The 20,451-nt window shown below is 60.8% G+C and carries 14 protein-coding genes; all 14 read left to right on the top strand.

Annotation, left to right across the window (positions count from 1 at the left end):
* The first annotated feature begins 211 nt into the window (after positions 1-211).
* Positions 212-1,108 carry a tRNA glutamyl-Q(34) synthetase GluQRS gene (gene gluQRS / locus BZ163_RS09290; RefSeq protein WP_128870657.1) on the top strand — a complete coding sequence of 299 codons (897 nt, stop codon included), beginning with the start codon at positions 212-214 and terminating at the stop codon, positions 1,106-1,108.
* Positions 1,109-1,185: 77 nt separating this feature from the next.
* Positions 1,186-1,362 (top strand): hypothetical protein, encoded by a 177-nt coding sequence (locus BZ163_RS09285; protein WP_003176118.1) that lies wholly within the window; start codon positions 1,186-1,188, stop codon positions 1,360-1,362.
* On the top strand, positions 1,346-4,300 hold the full coding sequence (locus BZ163_RS09280; protein WP_168187334.1) for a sensor histidine kinase: 2,955 nt from the start codon (positions 1,346-1,348) through the stop codon (positions 4,298-4,300). Before BZ163_RS09285 ends, BZ163_RS09280 begins: the two co-directional genes overlap by 17 nt.
* A gap of 22 nt (positions 4,301-4,322) precedes the next feature.
* The gene (locus BZ163_RS09275; protein WP_128870655.1) at positions 4,323-5,759 is read left to right on the top strand and encodes a sigma-54 dependent transcriptional regulator; all 1,437 of its coding nucleotides are present in this window, start codon (positions 4,323-4,325) and stop codon (positions 5,757-5,759) included.
* A gap of 809 nt (positions 5,760-6,568) precedes the next feature.
* Positions 6,569-7,969, top strand: coding sequence for a polynucleotide adenylyltransferase PcnB (locus BZ163_RS09265; protein WP_128870653.1), 1,401 nt, complete (start codon positions 6,569-6,571; stop codon positions 7,967-7,969).
* Between the two features lie 3 nt (positions 7,970-7,972).
* The gene (gene folK, locus BZ163_RS09260) at positions 7,973-8,458 is read left to right on the top strand and encodes a 2-amino-4-hydroxy-6-hydroxymethyldihydropteridine diphosphokinase (RefSeq protein WP_128870652.1); all 486 of its coding nucleotides are present in this window, start codon (positions 7,973-7,975) and stop codon (positions 8,456-8,458) included.
* Positions 8,459-8,824: 366 nt separating this feature from the next.
* On the top strand, positions 8,825-9,625 hold the full coding sequence (panB, locus tag BZ163_RS09250) for a 3-methyl-2-oxobutanoate hydroxymethyltransferase (RefSeq protein WP_128870651.1): 801 nt from the start codon (positions 8,825-8,827) through the stop codon (positions 9,623-9,625).
* Complete coding sequence (gene panC, locus BZ163_RS09245) at positions 9,622-10,482, top strand: pantoate--beta-alanine ligase (RefSeq protein WP_128870650.1); 861 nt, start codon at positions 9,622-9,624, stop codon at positions 10,480-10,482. Before panB ends, panC begins: the two co-directional genes overlap by 4 nt.
* Before the next feature lie 470 nt (positions 10,483-10,952).
* The gene (gene pgi / locus BZ163_RS09240; RefSeq protein ID WP_128870649.1) at positions 10,953-12,617 is read left to right on the top strand and encodes a glucose-6-phosphate isomerase; all 1,665 of its coding nucleotides are present in this window, start codon (positions 10,953-10,955) and stop codon (positions 12,615-12,617) included.
* 238 nt (positions 12,618-12,855) lie between these two features.
* Positions 12,856-14,793 carry an acetate--CoA ligase gene (gene acs / locus BZ163_RS09235; RefSeq protein ID WP_128870648.1) on the top strand — a complete coding sequence of 646 codons (1,938 nt, stop codon included), beginning with the start codon at positions 12,856-12,858 and terminating at the stop codon, positions 14,791-14,793.
* A 94-nt stretch (positions 14,794-14,887) separates the two neighbouring features.
* Positions 14,888-15,754, top strand: coding sequence for an oxygenase MpaB family protein (locus BZ163_RS09230; RefSeq protein WP_128870647.1), 867 nt, complete (start codon positions 14,888-14,890; stop codon positions 15,752-15,754).
* Positions 15,755-15,988: 234 nt separating this feature from the next.
* Positions 15,989-17,005 carry a class I SAM-dependent rRNA methyltransferase gene (locus BZ163_RS09225; RefSeq protein ID WP_128870646.1) on the top strand — a complete coding sequence of 339 codons (1,017 nt, stop codon included), beginning with the start codon at positions 15,989-15,991 and terminating at the stop codon, positions 17,003-17,005.
* Positions 17,006-17,097: 92 nt separating this feature from the next.
* Complete coding sequence (locus BZ163_RS09220) at positions 17,098-20,049, top strand: DUF748 domain-containing protein (RefSeq protein ID WP_128870645.1); 2,952 nt, start codon at positions 17,098-17,100, stop codon at positions 20,047-20,049.
* Positions 20,049-20,345 (top strand): DUF2845 domain-containing protein, encoded by a 297-nt coding sequence (locus BZ163_RS09215; RefSeq protein ID WP_128870675.1) that lies wholly within the window; start codon positions 20,049-20,051, stop codon positions 20,343-20,345. Before BZ163_RS09220 ends, BZ163_RS09215 begins: the two co-directional genes overlap by 1 nt.
* The last annotated feature ends 106 nt before the right edge of the window (positions 20,346-20,451 follow it).

Below are 20,451 nucleotides of genomic sequence, written 5' to 3'. Positions count from 1 at the left end.
AGCGTGCGAACGCTCCGTTTTTGTTTCTGATATTCGCTGAGACAAAAATCGCCGTCACTGTAGGAGCGAGCTCGCTCCCGAAAAACCTGAGAACGCCGCGCAGAATCAGGCTCACAGCGTTATCGTTGACGACCTTCGCGAGCAATCGAGCGTCGACCGGCTGCTCCTACAGGTTGTTTGGCGCCAGCCCGGAAAAAGTAACATTGCCCCCATGACCGCCACCACCTCCCCCACCTACATCGGACGCTTCGCCCCCACGCCCAGCGGCCATCTGCATTTCGGCTCGCTGGTCGCCGCGCTGGCGTCGTACCTCGACGCGCGTGCGGTGGGTGGTCGCTGGCTGATGCGCATGGAAGATCTCGATCCACCTCGGGAAGAACCCGGCGCCCAGGCGGCCATTCTCAAGGCCCTGGAAAGCTACGGTTTCGAGTGGGATGGCGAGATGGTCCGACAGAGTGACCGGCACGCCGCCTACGCCGAAGTCATCGATCGCCTGTTCAAGCTTGGCCTGGCTTATGCCTGCACCTGCTCGCGCAAACAACTGGAGCGCTATCACGGGATTTATCCGGGCCTGTGCCGCAACGCCGGGCACGGCACCGAAGATGCCGCGATTCGCCTGCGGGTTCCGGAGCTGGAATACCACTTCATCGACCGGGTCCAGGGTGAATTCCGCCAACACCTGGGCCGGGAAGTCGGCGATTTCGTGATCCGCCGCCGCGACGGGCTCTACGCCTATCAACTGGCGGTGGTACTGGACGATGCCTGGCAAGGCATCACCGATATTGTCCGGGGCGCCGACCTGCTGGACTCCACCCCGCGCCAGCTCTACCTGCAAGAACTGCTCGGCCTGCGGCAACCGCGTTATCTGCATATCCCGCTGATTACCCAGCCCGACGGCAACAAGCTCGGCAAGTCGTACCGTTCGCCGCCGTTGAGCGAAGATCAGGCAACGCCCTTGTTGCTGCGTGCGTTGCGCGCACTCGGGCAAACCCCGGGCGCCGAACTGGCTTACGCCACGCCACGGGAAGTGCTGGACTGGGGCATTGCCCACTGGGATGCACTGAAGATCCCGCGCACACTCAACCTGCCCGAAGCGCAACTTCAGTGATCACACTTGCAGTGGCGCGCCCATCCGTTACCATCGCCGCACGTTTTCGGGCACGCGCATAAAGAAGAGAGGCCGGGATGTACATCTATCGCTTGGTCCTGCTCCTGGTAGTGGGGATTTATCTGTTTTCCCCGGCCATCATGGATTGGTGGATCGACGCTACTGGCGCCTGGTATCGCCCCTATCTGCTCTGGCTGATCCTGATCGTCGTGACCTTCATCCTGCAGAGCCAAAAAGATGCCGATGAGCTTTAGCCTGACCCAGATGATCCTGATCAGCGCCGCGTACCTGGCGGTGCTGTTCGGCGTCGCCTGGGTCAGCGAACGGGGCATGATCCCCCGGGCGATCATTCGCCACCCGCTGACCTACACCCTGTCGCTGGGCGTCTACGCCAGTGCCTGGGCGTTCTACGGCACGGTGGGCCTGGCCTACCAGTACGGCTATGGCTTTCTGTCCAGTTACCTCGGGGTCTCCGGCGCGTTCTTGCTGGCGCCGGTGTTGCTGTATCCGATCCTGAAGATTACCCGCACCTATCAGCTGTCTTCCCTGGCCGATTTGTTCGCGTTCCGTTTCCGCAGCACCTGGGCCGGGGCGCTGACGACCATCTTCATGCTGATCGGCGTGCTGCCGTTGCTGGCCTTGCAGATTCAGGCGGTGGCCGACTCCATCGGCATCCTCACCCGGGAGCCGGTCCAGCATCGCGTGGCCTTGAGCTTCTGTGCGCTGATTACCTTATTCACGATCTTCTTCGGTTCGCGCCATATCGCCACCCGCGAAAAGCATGAAGGCCTGGTGTTCGCGATTGCCTTCGAATCGGTGATCAAGTTGATCGCCATTGGCGGCGTCGGCCTGTATGCGCTGTATGGCGTGTTCGACGGCCCGCAACAGCTGGAATTGTGGCTGCTGCAAAACCAGACCGCCCTCGCGGCCCTGCATACGCCGCTACAGGAAGGGCCATGGCGCACGCTGCTGCTGGTGTTCTTCGCTTCGGCGATCGTGATGCCGCACATGTATCACATGACCTTTACCGAAAATCTCAACCCGCGCTCCCTGGTGAGCGCCAGCTGGGGCCTGCCGCTGTTCCTGCTGCTGATGAGCCTGGCCGTGCCGTTGATTCTCTGGGCCGGCTTGAAACTCGGCGCCACCACCAACCCGGAATACTTCACCCTGGGCATCGGTATCGCCGCCAACAGCAAAGCCCTGGCACTGCTGGCCTACATCGGTGGCTTGTCGGCGGCCAGCGGGCTGATCATCGTCACCACGCTGGCGCTGTCCGGGATGGCGCTGAACCACCTGGTGTTGCCGCTCTACCAGCCGCCGGCCGAAGGCAATATCTACCGCTGGCTGAAGTGGACCCGCCGGGCGCTGATCGTCGCGATCATCATGGCCGGCTACGGTTTCTACCTGATGCTGGGTGCCGAGCAGGACCTGGCCAACCTGGGCATCGTCGCCTTCGTCGCCACCCTGCAATTCCTCCCGGGCGTGCTGTCGGTCCTGTACTGGCCGACCGCCAACCGCCGCGGTTTCATCGCCGGCCTGCTCGCCGGGATCCTGGTGTGGCTGGTCACCATGCTGCTGCCGCTGGTGGGCAATCTGCAGGGTTTCTACATTCCGCTGCTGAACATGATCTACGTGCTGGACGACACCAGCTGGCACATGGCGGCCATCGCCTCGCTGGCAGCCAACGTGCTGATGTTCACCCTGATTTCGCTGTTCACCAACGCCAGCGCCGAAGAGGCCAGCGCCGCCGAAGCCTGCGCCGTGGATAACGTGCGTCGCCCGCAACGCCGGGAACTGCACGCCGCCTCCCCCCAGGAGTTCGCCACGCAGCTGGCCAAACCCTTGGGCGCCAAGGCCGCACAGAAAGAAGTCGAGCAAGCCCTGCGCGACCTTTATCTGCCCTTCGACGAGCGCCGGCCTTACGCCCTGCGCCGTTTGCGTGACCGCATCGAAGCCAATCTGTCCGGCCTGATGGGGCCGAGCGTGGCCCAGGACATGGTCGAAACCTTCCTGCCTTATAAGGCGGGCGGCGAAAACTACGTGACCGAAGACATCCACTTCATCGAAAGCCGGCTCGAGGATTACCATTCGCGCCTCACCGGCCTTGCCGCCGAACTCGATGCCCTGCGCCGCTATCACCGCCAGACCTTGCAGGAGTTGCCGATGGGCGTCTGCTCGCTGGCCAAGGATCAGGAAATCCTCATGTGGAACAAAGCCATGGAGGAATTGACCGGGATTGCCGCACAACGCGTAGTCGGTTCGCGCCTGAGCACCATCGCCGATCCGTGGAAAGCGCTGCTGCAAGGCTTCATCAATCTGCCCGACGAGCACTTGCACAAGCAGCACCTGGCCCTCGATGGCCAGACCCGCTGGCTGAACCTGCACAAAGCGGCGATCGATGAACCCCTGGCACCGGGTAACAGCGGCCTGGTGCTGCTGGTGGAAGACCTGACCGAAACCCAGATGCTCGAAGACAAGCTGGTGCATTCCGAGCGTCTGGCCAGCATCGGCCGCCTGGCCGCCGGCGTGGCCCATGAAATCGGCAACCCGATCACCGGCATCGCCTGTCTGGCGCAGAACCTGCGCGAAGAGCGCGAAGACGACAGCGAACTGAAGGAAATCAGCGGGCAGATTCTCGAACAGACCAAACGCGTGTCACGCATCGTTCAGTCGCTGATGAGCTTTGCCCACGCCGGCAGTCATCAGCACAGCGACGAGCCCGTCTGTCTGGCCGAAGTGGCCCAGGATGCCATCGGCCTGCTGGCCCTGAACCGACGCAATTTCGAAGTGCAGTTCTACAACCTGTGCGACCCCGACCACTGGGTCGAAGGTGACCCTCAGCGCCTGGCGCAAGTACTGATCAACCTGCTCTCGAACGCCCGTGACGCCTCGCCTCCCGGCAGTGCGGTGCGGGTCAAGAGCGAAGCCGGCGAACACACGGTCGATTTGATCGTCGAAGACGAAGGCAGCGGTATTCCCTCGAGCATCATGGACCGACTGTTCGAACCTTTCTTCACCACCAAGGATCCTGGCGAAGGCACCGGTCTGGGCCTTGCACTGGTCTATTCCATCGTTGAAGAGCATTATGGACAAATCACCATCGACAGCCCGGCTGATGTACAAAGCCAACGCGGCACCCGTATCCGGGTGACATTGCCGCGTCATGTCGAAGCGACGTCCGCTGTGAACTGAGACCGTCGAGAGTATCGAATCAATGCCGCACATTTTGATCGTCGAAGACGAAACCATTATCCGCTCCGCCTTGCGCCGCCTGCTGGAACGTAACCAGTACCAGGTCAGCGAAGCCGGTTCAGTGCAGGAAGCACAAGAACGTTTCACTATTCCCACGTTCGACCTGATCGTCAGTGACCTGCGCCTGCCTGGCGCCCCGGGTACCGAGCTGATCAAGCTTGGCCAGGGCACACCGGTGCTGATCATGACCAGCTACGCCAGCCTGCGGTCGGCGGTCGATTCGATGAAGATGGGCGCGGTGGATTACATCGCCAAGCCTTTCGATCATGACGAAATGCTCCAGGCCGTCGCGCGCATCCTGCGTGACCGCCAATCGGTGCAGGTCAGCGGCGAACCCGTTGCCGGCAAAGCCAGCAATGGCGCGGCAAAACCGGGTGTCGACAACAGCAACGGTGAAATCGGCATCATTGGCTCATGCCCGCCGATGCAGGATCTGTACAGCAAGATCCGCAAAGTCGCGCCGACCGACTCCAATGTCCTGATCCAGGGCGAGTCCGGTACCGGTAAAGAACTGGTGGCGCGTGCCCTGCACAACCTGTCCAGACGCGCCAAGGCGCCGATGATTTCGGTGAACTGCGCGGCCATTCCGGAAAGCCTGATCGAGTCCGAACTGTTCGGCCACGAAAAAGGCGCGTTCACCGGCGCCAGCGCCGGGCGTGCCGGCCTGGTAGAAGCGGCCGATGGCGGCACACTGTTCCTTGACGAAATCGGCGAACTGCCGCTGGAAGCCCAGGCTCGCCTGCTGCGCGTGCTGCAGGAAGGCGAAATTCGCCGGGTCGGCTCGGTGCAGTCGCAGAAGGTCGATGTACGCCTGATCGCCGCGACTCACCGGGACCTCAAGAGCCTGGCGAAGATCGGCCAGTTCCGTGAAGACCTTTATTACCGCCTGCACGTGATCGCCTTGAAACTGCCGGCCTTGCGCGAGCGCGGTGCGGACGTCAATGAAATTGCCAATGCCTTCCTGGCGCGGCAGAGCGCGCGAGTCAATCGCACCGACCTGAGGTTTGCCGCGGACGCCGAGCAGGCGATTCGTCACTATTCCTGGCCGGGTAACGTTCGCGAGCTGGAAAATGCCGTCGAGCGCGCGGTCATCCTGTGTGAGAGCCCGGAGATATCCGCCGAACTGCTGGGTATCGACATCGAGCTGAGCGACCTGGAAGAAGACGACTTCATCGGCCTGGCGCCGCAACAGGGTAACAGCGCCGGGAACAGCAGCCACGAGCCGACCGAAGACCTGTCACTGGAAGACTACTTCCAGCACTTCGTTCTAGAACATCAGGACCACATGACCGAAACCGAGCTGGCCCGCAAACTCGGGGTCAGTCGCAAATGCCTGTGGGAACGCCGCCAGCGCCTGGGCATCCCGCGGCGCAAGACCGGCGTGGCCAGCGAGAGCTGAACCGCAGCTGTCCGATGTGCGGGTAACACCCGACAAACGTGAAGAAACTGTTACCTGAGCTTTCTCACGTAACAGAAGCCGGGGCTTACGGTAACGAAGCCCCGGTTTTTTTGGGCCTCGAAAAACCCGTCCGGAGCACGCAACCCCTTGTTTTGCTGGGCCTCACAAAAGTTGGCACGCACCCTGCTATATGTTTGGTACAAGAACAATAACAAGCAATGCACAAGACAATAAAAATAAGACGAATCGACTCACGCACAATAAAAACAAGACGGCGAGAGGCGCAGCTAACTGATTCTTTTGGAGAGGCGTTGTATTTGGGGCGTGCCCCACGACCAGGCCGAGAATAATAAAAAACTGTCTTTAGGCAGTGCCTGAACTGGTTGGATCGCAAGATCACTGCAACACAGCGACCAAAGCAATCCGTTTGCTCTTGGCTCCCGATTGGGAGGGTCATGAAGGAAAATCTTCATGGCGAGGGCACTCAACAAAAACAAGAAGCCCGAATCAAAAATAAAAATAGAGCATGCAACTACTTTCTTGGGGAGCTTCGGCTCCCCTTGTAGTTTCCGCGATTCGCAACCCCATCCCCGCTTCCTGTGTAGGAGCGAGCTTGCTCGCGAAGCACCTGAGGACGTCGTTGGGTATCTGGCTGTACCCGTTATCGTTCACGACCATCGCGAGCAATCGAGCATCGACCGGCTGCTCCTACAGTGTCCTACACCATCCCCCGACTAAATGCTAGAATCCCCGCCCATCATGCGGTCATTCTTCGTTTTGGCCGAACATTCCTTCAAACAGTGCATCCCATGCTGAAGAAGCTGTTCCAGTCATTCCGTTCTCCCAAGCGTCATACGCAACACATTCGCAGCACGCCTGAAGTGCTCAACAGCGGCCAACATTCGCTGCAAAAGGCGCAGTTCAGCCGTTACGCGGTGAATATCGTCGAACGCCTGCAGAACGCCGGCTACCAGGCTTACCTGGTCGGTGGTTGCGTGCGTGACATGCTGCTCGGCATCACGCCAAAAGACTTCGACGTCGCCACCAGTGCCACCCCGGAACAGGTCCGGGCCGAATTCCGCAATGCGCGGATCATCGGGCGCCGGTTCAAACTGGTGCACATCCACTTTGGCCGCGAAATCATCGAAGTCGCGACCTTCCGCGCCAATCATCCGCAAAACGACGAGGAAGAAGACAGCAACCAGTCTTCCCGCAACGAGAGCGGACGCATCCTGCGCGACAACGTCTACGGCACGCTGGAAGAGGATGCGCAACGCCGCGACTTCACCATCAACGCCCTGTACTACGACCCGGTCAGTGAACGCATTCTCGATTACGCCAATGGCGTACACGACATTCGCAATCACTTGATCCGCCTGATCGGCGATCCGAAGCAACGCTACCAGGAAGACCCGGTGCGGATGTTGCGGGCCGTGCGATTTGCCGCCAAGCTGAATTTCGGCATCGAAAAACACAGCGCCGCGCCCATTCGTGAACTGGCGCCGATGCTGCGCGAGATCCCATCGGCCCGCCTGTTCGAAGAAGTACTCAAGTTGTTCCTCTCCGGTCATGCCGCGGACACCTTCGAGATGCTGGTCGACCTGCAGTTGTTCGATCCGCTGTTCCCGGCCAGTGCCGAAGCGCTGGAATACAACCCGACGTACACCCATACGCTGATCAGTGACGCCTTGAGCAACACGGACCTGCGGATCAAGCAGAACAAACCGGTGACCCCGGCGTTCCTCTTCGCTGCCTTGCTCTGGCCGGCCCTGCCGGCGCGCGTCCTGCGGTTGCAGGAACGTGGCATGCCGCCCATTCCGGCCATGCAGGAAGCGGCCCATGAACTGATTGCCGAACAGTGCCAGCGGATCGCGATTCCGAAACGCTTCACCATGCCGATCCGCGAAATCTGGGACATGCAGGAACGCCTGCCCCGCCGTAGCGGCAAACGTGCTGACTTGTTGCTGGACAATCCACGCTTCCGCGCCGGTTATGACTTCCTGCTGCTGCGCGAAAGCGCCGGCGAGCAGACCGACGGCCTGGGCGAATGGTGGACCGATTACCAGGACGCCAACGACAGCGAACGTCGGGACATGATCCGCGACCTCAGCGGCAAGGATGACGGCACCGGCGCCCCGCGCAAACGTCGTCGCAGCGGTGGCGCCAAGCGCAAACGCGCCGCTGGCGCACCGAGCGCCCCGGGCGAGTAAGCCATGGAACGCATCTACATCGGCATGGGCAGCAATCTGGCTGACCCCGCCGAACAATTACGCAGCGCGGTCGATGCGCTGGCGCAGTTGCCGCAGACCGAACTGGTCGGGGTTTCCGCGTTTTATCAAAGCGATTCGCTGCTGCCCGGGCAACCGCGATACACCAACGCGGTTGCCGCCCTCGATAGCACGCTGCCACCCCTGGAGCTGCTGGATGCGCTGCAAGCGATCGAAAACGAACAGGGCCGCGAGCGCCTGGAACGGTGGGGGCCGCGTACGCTGGACCTCGACATTGTGCTGTTCGGTGATCGGCTGATCGACGAGCCTCGCCTCAAAGTGCCTCATTACCACCTGCAGGAACGGGCTTTCGTCCTGTATCCCCTGGCCGAACTGGCGCCTGCGGGCTTGCGTCTGGCTGATGGCCGCTGCCTGACAGAATTGCTCGCAGCTTGCCCATTCGTCGGCCTGGAACGCCTCCCCCCGAATTGACGCAGATCCCCTGTGGGAGCGGGCTTGCTCGCGAATGCGGTGTGTCAGGCAACATGTGTGCGGAATGATCCACCGCATTCGCGAGCAAGCCCGCTCCCACAGTGATCTGTGTCGAATATAAGACCTGCGCTTGCTGAAACGCATCAGTTACCCCGGTAACACCCCACACGTAACAACGCGGTAACACACCCAATTGACTTCCCGAGTTCTCCTCACGACTATAGGCGTCCCGCTGCCGCCAATACGGCGTTAAAGGGCGCAATCCAGGCCTTCAAAGCACGACAACAGACCGTGCGCCTGTATTTAACGAAGAATCACGCGCGTTACTCGCAGTAGTTTCCACAGCGCCTGAATGAGGAACTTTTCATGCCAGCCATCACCCTGACCACGCTGCAAGGTCTCAAGCAAAAAGGTGAAAAAATCACCATGCTGACCTGCTATGACGCCACTTTCGCCCACGCTTGCAATGAAGCGGGTATCGAAGTGCTGCTGGTGGGCGACTCCCTCGGCATGGTTTTGCAGGGTCACGACAGCACCCTGCCGGTCACCACCGCTGAAATGGCTTATCACGTGGCAGCCGTCAAACGCGGCAACGCCGATGCGTTGATTCTTGCCGACCTGCCCTTCATGGCCTACGCCACCACCGAACAAGCCATGACCAACAGCGCGCTGTTGATGCAGGCCGGTGCGCACATGGTCAAGGTCGAAGGTGCCTTGTGGCTCGCGGACTCGATCCGTCTGCTGGCCGAGCGCGGCATTCCGGTATGCGCGCACATGGGGCTGACGCCACAGTCGGTGAACATCCTTGGCGGTTACAAAGTCCAGGGCCGCAACGAAAACCAGGCGCGGCAGATGCGTGCCGACGCGATCTCCCTCGAACAGGCTGGCGCGGCAATGCTGCTGCTCGAATGCGTGCCGAGTGAACTGGCCGAAGAAATCACCCAGGCGGTGAAGATCCCGGTGATCGGCATCGGTGCCGGCAGCGGCACTGATGGCCAGGTATTGGTTCTGCACGACATGCTGGGGCTGTCCATCACCGGCCGCGTGCCAAAGTTCGTGAAGAACTTCATGACTGGCCAAACCAGCATTCACGCGGCCTTGAGCGCCTACGTCGCTGAAGTCAAAGCGGCCTCTTTCCCAGGTATCGAACACGGATTCTCTGCATGAACACCGTCAAAACCGTACGCGAACTGCGGGCCGCCGTGGCCCGCGCCCGCAGCGAAGGCAAGCGCATCGGCTTCGTGCCGACCATGGGCAACCTGCACAGCGGGCATGTCGCGCTGATTACCAAAGCCAGCCAACGGGTGGATTTCGTGGTCGCGAGCATTTTCGTCAATCCGCTGCAATTCGGCGCGGGCGAAGACCTCGACAAATACCCCCGGACCCTCGCCGCCGACCAGGAAAAATTGCTCCAGGCCGGGTGCCATTTGCTGTTCGCGCCCTCCGTCCAAGAGATGTACCCCGACGGCATCGCCGGCCAGACCCGAGTCAGTGTTCCGCAACTCTCCGAAGGTTTGTGCGGTGCCAGCCGTCCCGGGCATTTCGAAGGGGTGGCGACGGTCGTCAGCAAGTTGTTCAACATGGTCCAGCCGGACCTGGCAATTTTCGGCCAGAAAGACTTCCAGCAATTGGCGGTGATCAAATCCCTGGTCCATGACCTGAACATGCCGATCCAGATCATTGGTGAACCGACCGTGCGTGCGGCCGACGGCCTGGCGCTGTCGTCGCGCAATGGCTTTCTCAGTGAAGAGCAGCGGGCCGTTGCGCCAATTGTGTATCGCACGCTGTCGTCGATTGCCGAAGCCATCAAACAAGGCGACCGCGATTTCCCTGGGTTGATCTCGGCACAGATCCAGCAGCTTGAAGCGGCTGGCCTGCGCCCTGATTACCTGGAGATTCGCCACGCCCAGACGTTGCGCCCGGCGACTGCACAGGATCGGGACCTGGTGATTCTGGTGGCGGCTTTCCTCGGCACCACGCGGTTGATCGACAACCTGCACCTGAACCTCGACGCGTCCGCCTGACCACCGCAACCCCCTGTAGGAGCTGGCTTGCCAGCGAAGGCGGCATGTCATTCAGCATCAATATCGACTGATACACCGCAATCCCTTGTAGGAGCTGGCTTGCCAGCGAAGGCAGGGTGTCAGTCGACACATGTATTAACTGACACACCGCCTTCGCTGGCCAGTTCCTACAGGGTTCTGAGGCAGTTTCAACACCGCATTCCTGCCTTCGATCATGTTGGCAATCCTGTCCGATCGATCGAAACCAAAATCCTCCTCCCCCTCCGTCTGTCGGACTGTTCCTCGGCCAGATGTTAAAAAAGTACCGGAAACAGGTCAGACAAAGTCAAGACAGATCACCGCGCGGGAGTTACTGTATTCGCCCTGCGCCATGAAATCGTGTCGACGCAGTTGACCGGAACGCCCACCCACAGCGTTCCGCGATTTTTAGTGTTCAAAAGGCCGTTCAAGTAAAAAGGAAACCCGCAGCGATGGCGTACTACCGCACTCCTCACGATGTGACCGCTCTGCCCGCCTGGCAAGCGTTGAATGACCACCGCCAAGCCATGCAGGATTTCAGCATGCGCGAAGCCTTTAATGCCGATCCGCAGCGCTTTACTCAATTCACCCTCAGCAGCTGTGGTCTGTTTCTCGACTATTCGAAGAACCTGATCAACGCCGAGACCCGCAATCTGCTGGTGGGCCTGGCCAACGAAGTCGACCTCCAGGGCGCGATCAAAGCGCTGTTCGACGGCGAAATCGTCAACTCCTCGGAAGGTCGTCCGGCCTTGCACACCGCCCTTCGCCGCCCGGTGGGCGACAAGCTGTCGGTCAACGGCGTCAACGTGATGCCGGAAGTGCACAAGGTACTGAACCAGATCACCGACCTCGTGGGCCGTATTCACGATGGTCTGTGGCGTGGTTACACCGAGAAGCCAATCACCGACGTGGTGAACATCGGTATCGGTGGCTCCTTCCTCGGCCCGGAGCTGGTCTCCGAAGCGCTGCTGTCCTACGCGCAAAAAGGCGTGCGCTGCCATTACCTGGCAAACATCGACGGCAGCGAGTTCCACGAACTGACCATGAAGCTGCGCGCCGAGACCACGCTGTTCATCGTCTCGTCGAAATCCTTCAACACCCTCGAAACCCTGAAGAATGCCCAGGCCGCGCGTGCCTGGTACCTGGCTCAAGGTGGTTCGGAGGCCGAGCTGTATCGTCACTTCATCGCCGTCTCCAGCAACAACGCGGCGGCCGTGGCGTTCGGTATCCGCGAAGAAAACATCTTCCCGATGTGGGATTGGGTCGGCGGGCGTTACTCGCTGTGGTCGGCCATCGGCCTGCCGATTGCCCTGGCCATCGGTATGTCGAACTTCAAGGAACTGCTGTCCGGTGCCTACACCATGGACCAGCACTTCCAGAGCGCGCCATTCGATCAGAACATGCCGGTGCTGCTGGCGTTGCTCGGTGTCTGGTACGGCAACTTCTGGGGCGCGCAGAGCCATGCGATCCTGCCGTACGACCACTACCTGCGTAACATCACCAAACACCTGCAACAGCTGGACATGGAATCCAACGGCAAGAGCGTGCGTCAGGACGGCACTCCCGTGTCCACCGACACCGGCCCGGTCATCTGGGGTGGCGTGGGTTGCAACGGCCAGCACGCCTATCACCAGTTACTGCACCAGGGCACCCAACTGATCCCGGCCGACTTCATCGTGCCGATCGTCAGCTTCAACCCGGTGTCCGACCACCACCAGTGGCTGTACGCCAACTGCCTGTCGCAAAGCCAGGCGCTGATGCTGGGCAAGAACCGCACCGAGGCAGAAGCCGAATTGCGTGACAAGGGCGTGAGCGAAGAAGACGTGCAGAAAATCGCACCGCACAAGGTGATTCCGGGCAACCGTCCGAGCAACACCCTGGTGGTCGAGCGCATCAGCCCGCGTCGTCTCGGCGCGTTGGTGGCGATGTACGAACACAAAGTCTTCGTGCAAAGCGTGGTCTGGGGCATCAACGCCTTCGACCAGTGGGGCGTGGAGCTGGGCAAGGAGCTGGGCAAAGGCGTCTACAACCGCCTGGTCGGCAAAGAAGAAACCCCGGCTGACGATGCTTCCACCCAAGGCCTGATCAACTACTTCCGCGGTCGTCACCGCGGGTGATTTGACGCCACTCCCTGCAGGAGCTGGCTTGCCAGCGACAGCGGTGTGTCAGTCAACTTGAATGTTGACAGATACGCGGCCTTCGCTGGCAAGCTAACCTTGTAGGAGCTGGCTTGCCAGCGAAGGCGGTGTGTCAGCAACCTATGTGTCGACTGATACGCCGCCTTCGCTGGCAAGCCAGCTCCTACGAGGGTCGTGTAGCTCCCCTCTTGTCTCAAAACAAGAATAAGGAACCGTCATGTTCGATATCAGCACATTCCCCAAAGCCGATGCCGTCCGCCGGGCTGCAAACCTCAGTCAAGACGACTACCACCGCCTCTACCGCCAATCCATCGAACATCCCAGCACCTTCTGGGCCGAACAGGCCACTCGTTTTCTTGACTGGAGTACGCCCTGGGACACCGTCCAGCGTTACAACCTGAAAACCGGTGAGGCCAGCTGGTTCGCCGGCGGGAAGTTGAATGTCAGTTACAACTGCATCGACCGTCACCTGGAAAAGCGCGGCGATCAGGTCGCAATCATCTGGGAAGGCGACGACCCCGCTGAATCCGTACAGATCACCTACAAAAAACTGCATCTCAACGTCTGTCGCCTGGCCAACGTGCTCAAAAGCCGTGGCGTGAAGAAAGGCGACCGGGTGTGCATCTACATGCCGATGATCCCCGAAGCGGCCTATGCCATGCTCGCCTGCACCCGGATCGGTGCGGTGCATTCGGTGGTGTTTGGCGGTTTCTCCCCGGACTCTGTACGCGACCGGATTCTCGACGCCGACTGCCGTACCGTGATCACCGCCGATGAAGGCGTGCGCGGCGGTAAAGTCGTGCCGCTCAAGCAGAAGGTCGACAAGGCGCTGCTAAGTTGCCCGAACGTCAGCACGGTCATTGTGGTCGAGCGCACCCAGGGCGAGGTTGACTGGGTCGAAGGTCGCGATCTCTGGTATCACCAGGCGCTGGATGAGGTCAGTGACGATTGCCCGCCTGAGCCCATGGACGCTGAAGACCCGCTGTTCATCCTCTACACCTCCGGCAGCACAGGTAAACCCAAAGGTGTGGTGCACACCACGGGTGGCTATCTGCTGCAGGTGGCAATGACCTTCAAGTACGTGCTCGACTACCGCGACGACGAGGTGTTCTGGTGCACCGCCGACGTCGGCTGGGTCACCGGCCACAGCTACATCGTCTACGGTCCGCTGGCCAACGGCGCCACCACCCTGATCTTCGAAGGCGTGCCAAGCTATCCAAGCAGCTCGCGTTTCTGGCAGGTCATCGACAAGCACCACGTGAACATCTTCTACACCGCACCGACTGCCCTGCGCTCGCTGATGCGCGAAGGTCTCGAACCCTTGAAGGAAACGTCCCGCGCGAGCCTCAGATTACTCGGCAGTGTCGGTGAGCCGATCAACCCGGAAGCCTGGGAATGGTACTTCAATGCCGTCGGCGAGCAGCGTTGCCCGATCGTCGACACCTGGTGGCAGACCGAAACCGGCGGCATCATGCTCAGCCCCCTGGTCAGCGCCCAACGAATCAAACCCGGTTGCGCCACGCAACCGATGTTCGGCGTGCAGCCGGTGCTGCTGGATGAAGTGGGCAAGGAGATCAAGGGTGCCGGCAGCGGCGTGCTGGCGATCAAATCCAGCTGGCCGGCGCAGATCCGCAGTGTCTACGGGGACGCGCAACGGATGGTCGACACTTACTTCAAGCCGTACCCCGGCTATTATTTTACCGGCGACGGCGCGCGGCGCGACGAAGACGGCGACTACTGGATCACCGGCCGTATCGACGACGTGATCAATGTTTCCGGACACCGCATCGGCACCGCCGAAGTGGAAAGCGCCCTGGTGCTGCATGACAGCATCGCCGAAGCGGCGGTGGTCGGCTATCCCCACGATGTCAAAGGCCAGGGCATCTACGCCTTCGTCACCCCCATGAACGGCACCGAACCCAATGACGAACTGAAGAAAGAATTGCTGGCGCATGTCAGCCAGGAAATCGGCAGTTTCGCCAAACCGGACTTGATCCAGTGGGCTCCGGCGTTGCCGAAAACCCGTTCAGGCAAGATCATGCGGCGGATTCTGCGCAAGATTGCGTGCAACGAGCTGGACACGCTGGGCGACACGTCGACCCTGGCTGATCCCAGCGTGGTGCAGGAGCTGGTCGATAAACGCCTGAACCAGTAAGGTGTGCACGCGCCCTTGTAGGAGCTGGCTTGCCAGCTCCTACAGGGGGGCGCATCAGGCCCGCGCCAGATACTTCTTCCCCCTCCGAGTCGCCATGGAATTCATCCGCACCCGCATCGAAACCCAGATCATGAGCCTGACAGGCCTGTCCCTGGGCAAGCTCGACCTGGAAAACCCCAAGGGCGATCCCGGCCTGTTCGGACCCGATTCGGTGAGCTGGCAAGTGCATGGCGACTTCAGCAGCATGCTGATCGGCGGCATCAGTGCCCTGATGCTGCAAGCCCTGCATCCATTGGCCCTGGCCGGGGTCTGGGACCATTCGAATTTTCGCCAGGACATGCTCGGCCGCTTGCGCCGCACCGGGCAATTCATTTCCGGCACCACGTTCGGTTCACGAAAGGACGCCGACTGGCTGATCGAGAAAGTCCGCACCATCCACCTGCAAGTGACCGGCACGGCCCCTGATGGCCGGCCTTATGCCGCCAGCGACCCCGAGCTGCTGACCTGGGTCCATGTGGCCGAAGTCAGCCATTTCCTCGCCGCGCACCTGCGTTACCGCAACCCGAAGCTGTCGCTGGCCGATCAGGATCGCTATTACGCCGAAATCGCCATGGTTGCAGAGCGTCTGGGCGCACGCGATGTACCCCGGTCACGACAGGCCATTGCCGATTACCTTGAGCACATGCGCCCACAACTATTGTGCGACGAGCGCAGTCGGGAAGTGGTGCGACTGCTGTTGAACGCCCCCGCCCCCAGCCGCCTGGCCAAGCCGTTCGGCGGCTTGATGATGCAGGCCGGGATCGACCTGCTGCCGGACTGGGCCAGCGACATGCTGGGCGTGAACCAGGGCCCGCTGCAACGCAAGCTGATCCGCGCCAGCGTCAATCGCAGTGCGCCGATGTTGCGCTGGGCGGTGCGTAATGGGTCGGTACAACGGGCCAGGCGACGGATGGGGTTGTAGGAGCGATATTTGCTGGCGGAAGCTTGACCGTCGACGAGTATCTACAAAATCGCACCCTGTAGGAGCGAGCTCGCTCGCGAAGAACGCAAGGACGACACGTGCTGTTTGATACTGCGGGTTATCGTTGGCGCCCATCGTCGGAACGCCGCCCCGAGCAAATTCGCTCCCACAGGTTCTTCATGGCTCAAACTGTTAAACTCCCGCGCCCAAATTCCCTTCTGCAAGGCGCCCAGCATGTCTTCCTTGAATCAGGCGCTGCGCGCCGCCCTCGATCATCGCCAGGACCTGCTCGCCGAGCTGCACCAGCAAGGCACCGATTGCTATCGGCTGTTCCATGGCAGCCAGGAAGGTGCTGGCGGCCTGACAATTGACCGCTACGGCCCGCAACTGCTGGTGCAAAGCTTCCACCAGCCCCTGGTGCGCGATGCCCTGCTGCAACTGCACGACACTGTCAATCAGCACCTCGGCCTCGACACCCTGCTGGTGTACAACGACCGCTCCGGGGGCAACTCGCGCATCGACCGCGAAGACGCGGTCTACCGTGCCGATGAAGCCGCCCTGCAAGACCTGATCGGCCATGAATGGGGCCTGAACTATAGGGTTCGCGGACGCCATGCAGGCCAGGACCCACTGCTGTTCCTCGACCTGCGCAACGCCCGGGGCTGGGTCAAGGCGCACAGCCAGGACAAAACAGTGCTGAACCTGTTCGCCTATACCTGCGGCGTCGGTTTGAGCGCCGCAGCCGGTGGTGCCAGCGAGGTGTGCAACCTGGACTTCGCCGAAGGCAACCTGGCGGTCGGTCGCGAGAACGGCCTGCTCAATCCGCAGCTGCCAGGCATGCAGTTCATCCAGTCCGACTACTTTCCGGCGATCCGGCAGTTGGCCGGCCTGCCGATCAGCCAGCGTCGCGGGCAGAAACTACCGAGTTATCCGCGCCTGGAACCACGCCAGTACGATCTGGTGCTGCTGGACCCGCCGGCCTGGGCCAAGAGCGCATTCGGCACCGTCGACCTGCTGCGCGACTACCAGAGCCTGCTGAAACCGGCGTTATTGACCACCGCCGACGATGGCGTGCTGATCTGCTGCAACAACCTGGCAAAAGTCAGCATGGACGACTGGCGCGAACAGGTTTTGCGCTGTGCCGAGAAGGCCGGGCGGCCGGTGCGCGAGTGGACAGTGATGAAACCGGGCGGCGATTTCCCGTCCATGGACCAACAGCCGCCGCTGAAAACGCTGATCCTGCAACTCTGAGATTCAGCAATAACGTAAAACAAATCCTCAAAGCGCAGTGACTTCGGAACCAGAATCGCGTGCCATACTCCAAGGCACTCCGATTCAGACAAATGAAGCCGCACATGCCCAAAGGATTGATTCGCGCCATTGGCGCTCTGTTGACCGCGCTGGCCCTCTACAGCCTGCTGGGGTTTCTGATTTTGCCGGGTATCGCGTTGCGAGTGGCCAACCAGCAGTTGGCCAACTATGCCACGACGCCCGCCACGATCCAGCGAATCGAGCTCAACCCGTTCAGCCTTGAGGTCACCCTCTGGGGCCTTGTCATTGGTGAGCCGGGCAAGGAACAGGTCGGCTTCGAGCGCCTGTACGCCAATCTGCAGATCGACAGCCTCTGGACCAAGGCGCTGCACCTGTCTGATATCGAGCTGGACAAACCCAAGACTGAAATCCTCTTCGGCAAGGACGGCAAGCTCAACCTGCTAGGGTTGTTCAAACTGCCCGCCAGCGAGCCGACTCCGGCCGATCCGGATGCCAAACCGTTCCCCCTGCGGGTCGAGCGCGTCAAACTGGCTGGCGGTTACGTGCACTTCCAGGACGCACGGCCGAGCGAGCCCATCGAATTCCTCTACGACAAGCTCGACTTCGAGCTGAAGAACCTCAGCACCCTGCCCGAAGACAGTGCCGACATGACGTTGATGGCCGTCGGCCCGGGCGGTGGACGGCTCGACTGGACCGGCAACTTCAGCCTGATCCCGCTTGCCTCCGAAGGTAAGCTGAAAATCACCGATGGCAAGATGAAGTCCTTTTGGCCCTATGTGCGCGACGCAGTGCCACTGGTGCTCGAAGAGGGCGTCCTCAACCTCAGCACCGACTACAAGCTGAACTTGTCCAAGGAAACCGAGCTGCTGCTGAGTAACGTCGCAGTCAGTGTTGCGCCCTTCGCCATCAAGGCTCCGGACGGCCGACCGCTGGCGAAACTGGCGCGCCTGGACATCAGCGAAACCACAGTGGACCTGGCCAGGCAACAAGTAGTGGTCGGCAAGATCCGCAGCAATAAACTGGAGACCTGGGCGGCCCTTGAAGCGGACGGACAACTCGATTGGCAGAAGCTGTTCGCCAGCCAACCATCCAAAGCGGCGGTCAAAGCCAAAGCCGAACCGGTGAGTACGCCAGCCGCCGCCGATTCGCCAAAACCTGAACCTGCCCCGCCGAGCAAGCCTTGGCAAGTGCTGCTCAAAGACGTGCAACTGCGCGATTACCAGGTGCATCTGGCCGACCGCAAGGCGCAACCGCCCGTGGCACTGGACGTCGGCCCGCTGAACCTGGACTTGCAGAATTTCGACAGCCTCAATGGCTCGCCCTTCAAACTCAAGGTCGATACGGGCGTGGGCAAGCAAGGCAAGCTTCTGGCGGACGGAGAGGTCAACCTGGCCCCGGTCAGCGCCAGACTGAACGTGCACACCAAGGACATCGACCTGCGGGTCGCGCAGTCCTATATCAACCCGTTCATTCGCCTCGAACTGCGCAGTGGCATGCTCGGCAGTGATCTGGTAGTCGATCTGAAAAGCACCGAGCCACTGGCATTCAGCGTTACTGGCCGCGCCCAGGTCGATCAGCTACACACCCTCGACACCCTGAAAACCCGTGACTTTCTCAAGTGGCAGCAACTGGTGCTCGAAGGCCTGAACTACCAGCACGGCGACAGCCTGTCGATCGACAAGGTCAACCTGTTCCAGCCCTATGCGCGCTTCATGATCAACGACGACCGCACCACTAACGTCGATGACCTGCTGATCCCGCAACCGCCTGACGCCAGTACCAGGACCGCCGCCGCCAAACCCGCCGCCAAGGACAAACCACTGGGCATCCACATTGGCGGCATTGCCATCAATGACGGCTCGGCCAACTTCGCCGACTTCAGCCTGACGCCGAACTTCGCCACTGCCGTCCAACAGCTCAATGGACAGATCGGCACCATCGACAGTCGCCAGGCGAAACCGGCCAGTGTCGACATCAAAGGCAAGGTCGACCGCTATGCACCGGTGACCATCAAGGGTTCGGTCAACCCGTTCGACCCGATGGCCAGTCTCGACATCGCCACCAGTTTCAAACGGGTGGAACTGACGACCCTGACGCCTTACTCCGGCAAATTCGCGGGCTACCGCATCCGCAAGGGCCGGCTCAATCTCGACCTGCACTACATGATCACCAAAGGCCAGTTAAAGGCCGAAAACAAGGTGGTGGTCGAACAGCTGCAACTGGGTGAAAAAGTCGACAGTCCGGATGCGGTAAGCCTGCCATTGAAACTCGCCATCGCCTTGCTGAAAGACGTGGACGGCAAGATTTCCATCGAGCTGCCGGTGACCGGCGACCTGAACAACCCGCAGTTCAGCGTCATGCCTATCATCTGGCAGACCCTGCGCAACCTGGTCGTCAAGGCTGCCGCTGCGCCATTCAAGATGATTGGTGGCCTGGTCAGTGGCGGTGGTTCGCAAGATCTGGGCACGGTCTCGTTTGCGCCGGGTTCCAGCGACCTGAGCAAGGAGGCCGAGGGCTCGTTGATCAAACTGTCCCAGGCGCTCAAGGAACGTCCGGCCCTGCGCCTGGAAATCGAAGGGACTGCTGCGCAAAGCAGCGATGGTCCGCTGATTGCCGAGCAACGCCTGGAACGGGAATACAAGTACAACTACTACAAAATGCTGCAACGCCGCGGTGACAAGGTACCGGCCAAAGCCGCGCTGGTGGAGGTCCCGGACAGCGAGAAAGGCCCGCTGCTGGAAGGCATTTACCGCACACGCCTGAAGACTCAACCCCCCGCCGAATGGAAGGATCTGGGCAAGGAAGAACGCACCGCGAAAATGCGTGAGGGCGTGATCAAATTCTGGAGCTCCAGCGATGTGTTGTTGCGACAGCTGGGTCAGGATCGCGCCAGCAGCATCAAGGACTATCTGGTCGACAAGACTCAGTTGGCCGACGAGCGCGTGTACTTCGTCGACGCCAGCCTGGGTCAGCCGGAAAGCGACGGTCGGGTGATTACGCCACTGCACCTGGACGCCGAATGATGCTCAGACGATTGCTGACAGGCCTGGCTCTGGCGCTGGCCGCCAGTCATGCCTGCGCCGCGGAGACCCTGCGCTGCGGCAGTCAATTGATAAGCGTCGGGGACAGGTCCGGCGAGGTGCTGCAGAAATGCGGTGAGCCAGTCAGCCGTGATGTGTTGGGCTACAAACGCAGCGCCGATCGACGGGAGGAGTTCCAGGTCGAGGAATGGACCTATGGGCCCAATGGCGGGATGTACCAGTATTTGCGGTTTGAAGGTAATCGCTTGAAGCAGATCACCAGCAAACGCGGTAACTGAAGATCAAAAGATCGTCCAAATGGATTGAATACCTGTAGGAGCCGGCTTGCCGGCGAAGGCGGTGTGTCAGTCGACACAGTTATTGACTGACAGACCGCCTTCGCCG

The organism is Pseudomonas sp. VI4.1 (assembly GCF_002029345.1).
GTDB lineage: Bacteria > Pseudomonadota > Gammaproteobacteria > Pseudomonadales > Pseudomonadaceae > Aquipseudomonas.
The sequence above is the reverse complement of the archived record's forward strand: the minus strand, read 5'-3'. Positions and strand labels throughout refer to the sequence as shown.

What these genes read in the sequence shown, in the direction of transcription:
- gluQRS (WP_128870657.1), top strand. Translation starts at nt 212, where the DNA reads ATGACCGCCACCACCTCCCCCACCTACATCGGACGCTTCGCCCCCACG.
- BZ163_RS09285 (WP_003176118.1), top strand. Translation starts at nt 1,186, where the DNA reads ATGTACATCTATCGCTTGGTCCTGCTCCTGGTAGTGGGGATTTATCTG.
- BZ163_RS09280 (WP_168187334.1), top strand. Translation starts at nt 1,346, where the DNA reads ATGCCGATGAGCTTTAGCCTGACCCAGATGATCCTGATCAGCGCCGCG.
- BZ163_RS09275 (WP_128870655.1), top strand. Translation starts at nt 4,323, where the DNA reads ATGCCGCACATTTTGATCGTCGAAGACGAAACCATTATCCGCTCCGCC.
- BZ163_RS09265 (WP_128870653.1), top strand. Translation starts at nt 6,569, where the DNA reads ATGCTGAAGAAGCTGTTCCAGTCATTCCGTTCTCCCAAGCGTCATACG.
- folK (WP_128870652.1), top strand. Translation starts at nt 7,973, where the DNA reads ATGGAACGCATCTACATCGGCATGGGCAGCAATCTGGCTGACCCCGCC.
- panB (WP_128870651.1), top strand. Translation starts at nt 8,825, where the DNA reads ATGCCAGCCATCACCCTGACCACGCTGCAAGGTCTCAAGCAAAAAGGT.
- panC (WP_128870650.1), top strand. Translation starts at nt 9,622, where the DNA reads ATGAACACCGTCAAAACCGTACGCGAACTGCGGGCCGCCGTGGCCCGC.
- pgi (WP_128870649.1), top strand. Translation starts at nt 10,953, where the DNA reads ATGGCGTACTACCGCACTCCTCACGATGTGACCGCTCTGCCCGCCTGG.
- acs (WP_128870648.1), top strand. Translation starts at nt 12,856, where the DNA reads ATGTTCGATATCAGCACATTCCCCAAAGCCGATGCCGTCCGCCGGGCT.
- BZ163_RS09230 (WP_128870647.1), top strand. Translation starts at nt 14,888, where the DNA reads ATGGAATTCATCCGCACCCGCATCGAAACCCAGATCATGAGCCTGACA.
- BZ163_RS09225 (WP_128870646.1), top strand. Translation starts at nt 15,989, where the DNA reads ATGTCTTCCTTGAATCAGGCGCTGCGCGCCGCCCTCGATCATCGCCAG.
- BZ163_RS09220 (WP_128870645.1), top strand. Translation starts at nt 17,098, where the DNA reads ATGAAGCCGCACATGCCCAAAGGATTGATTCGCGCCATTGGCGCTCTG.
- BZ163_RS09215 (WP_128870675.1), top strand. Translation starts at nt 20,049, where the DNA reads ATGCTCAGACGATTGCTGACAGGCCTGGCTCTGGCGCTGGCCGCCAGT.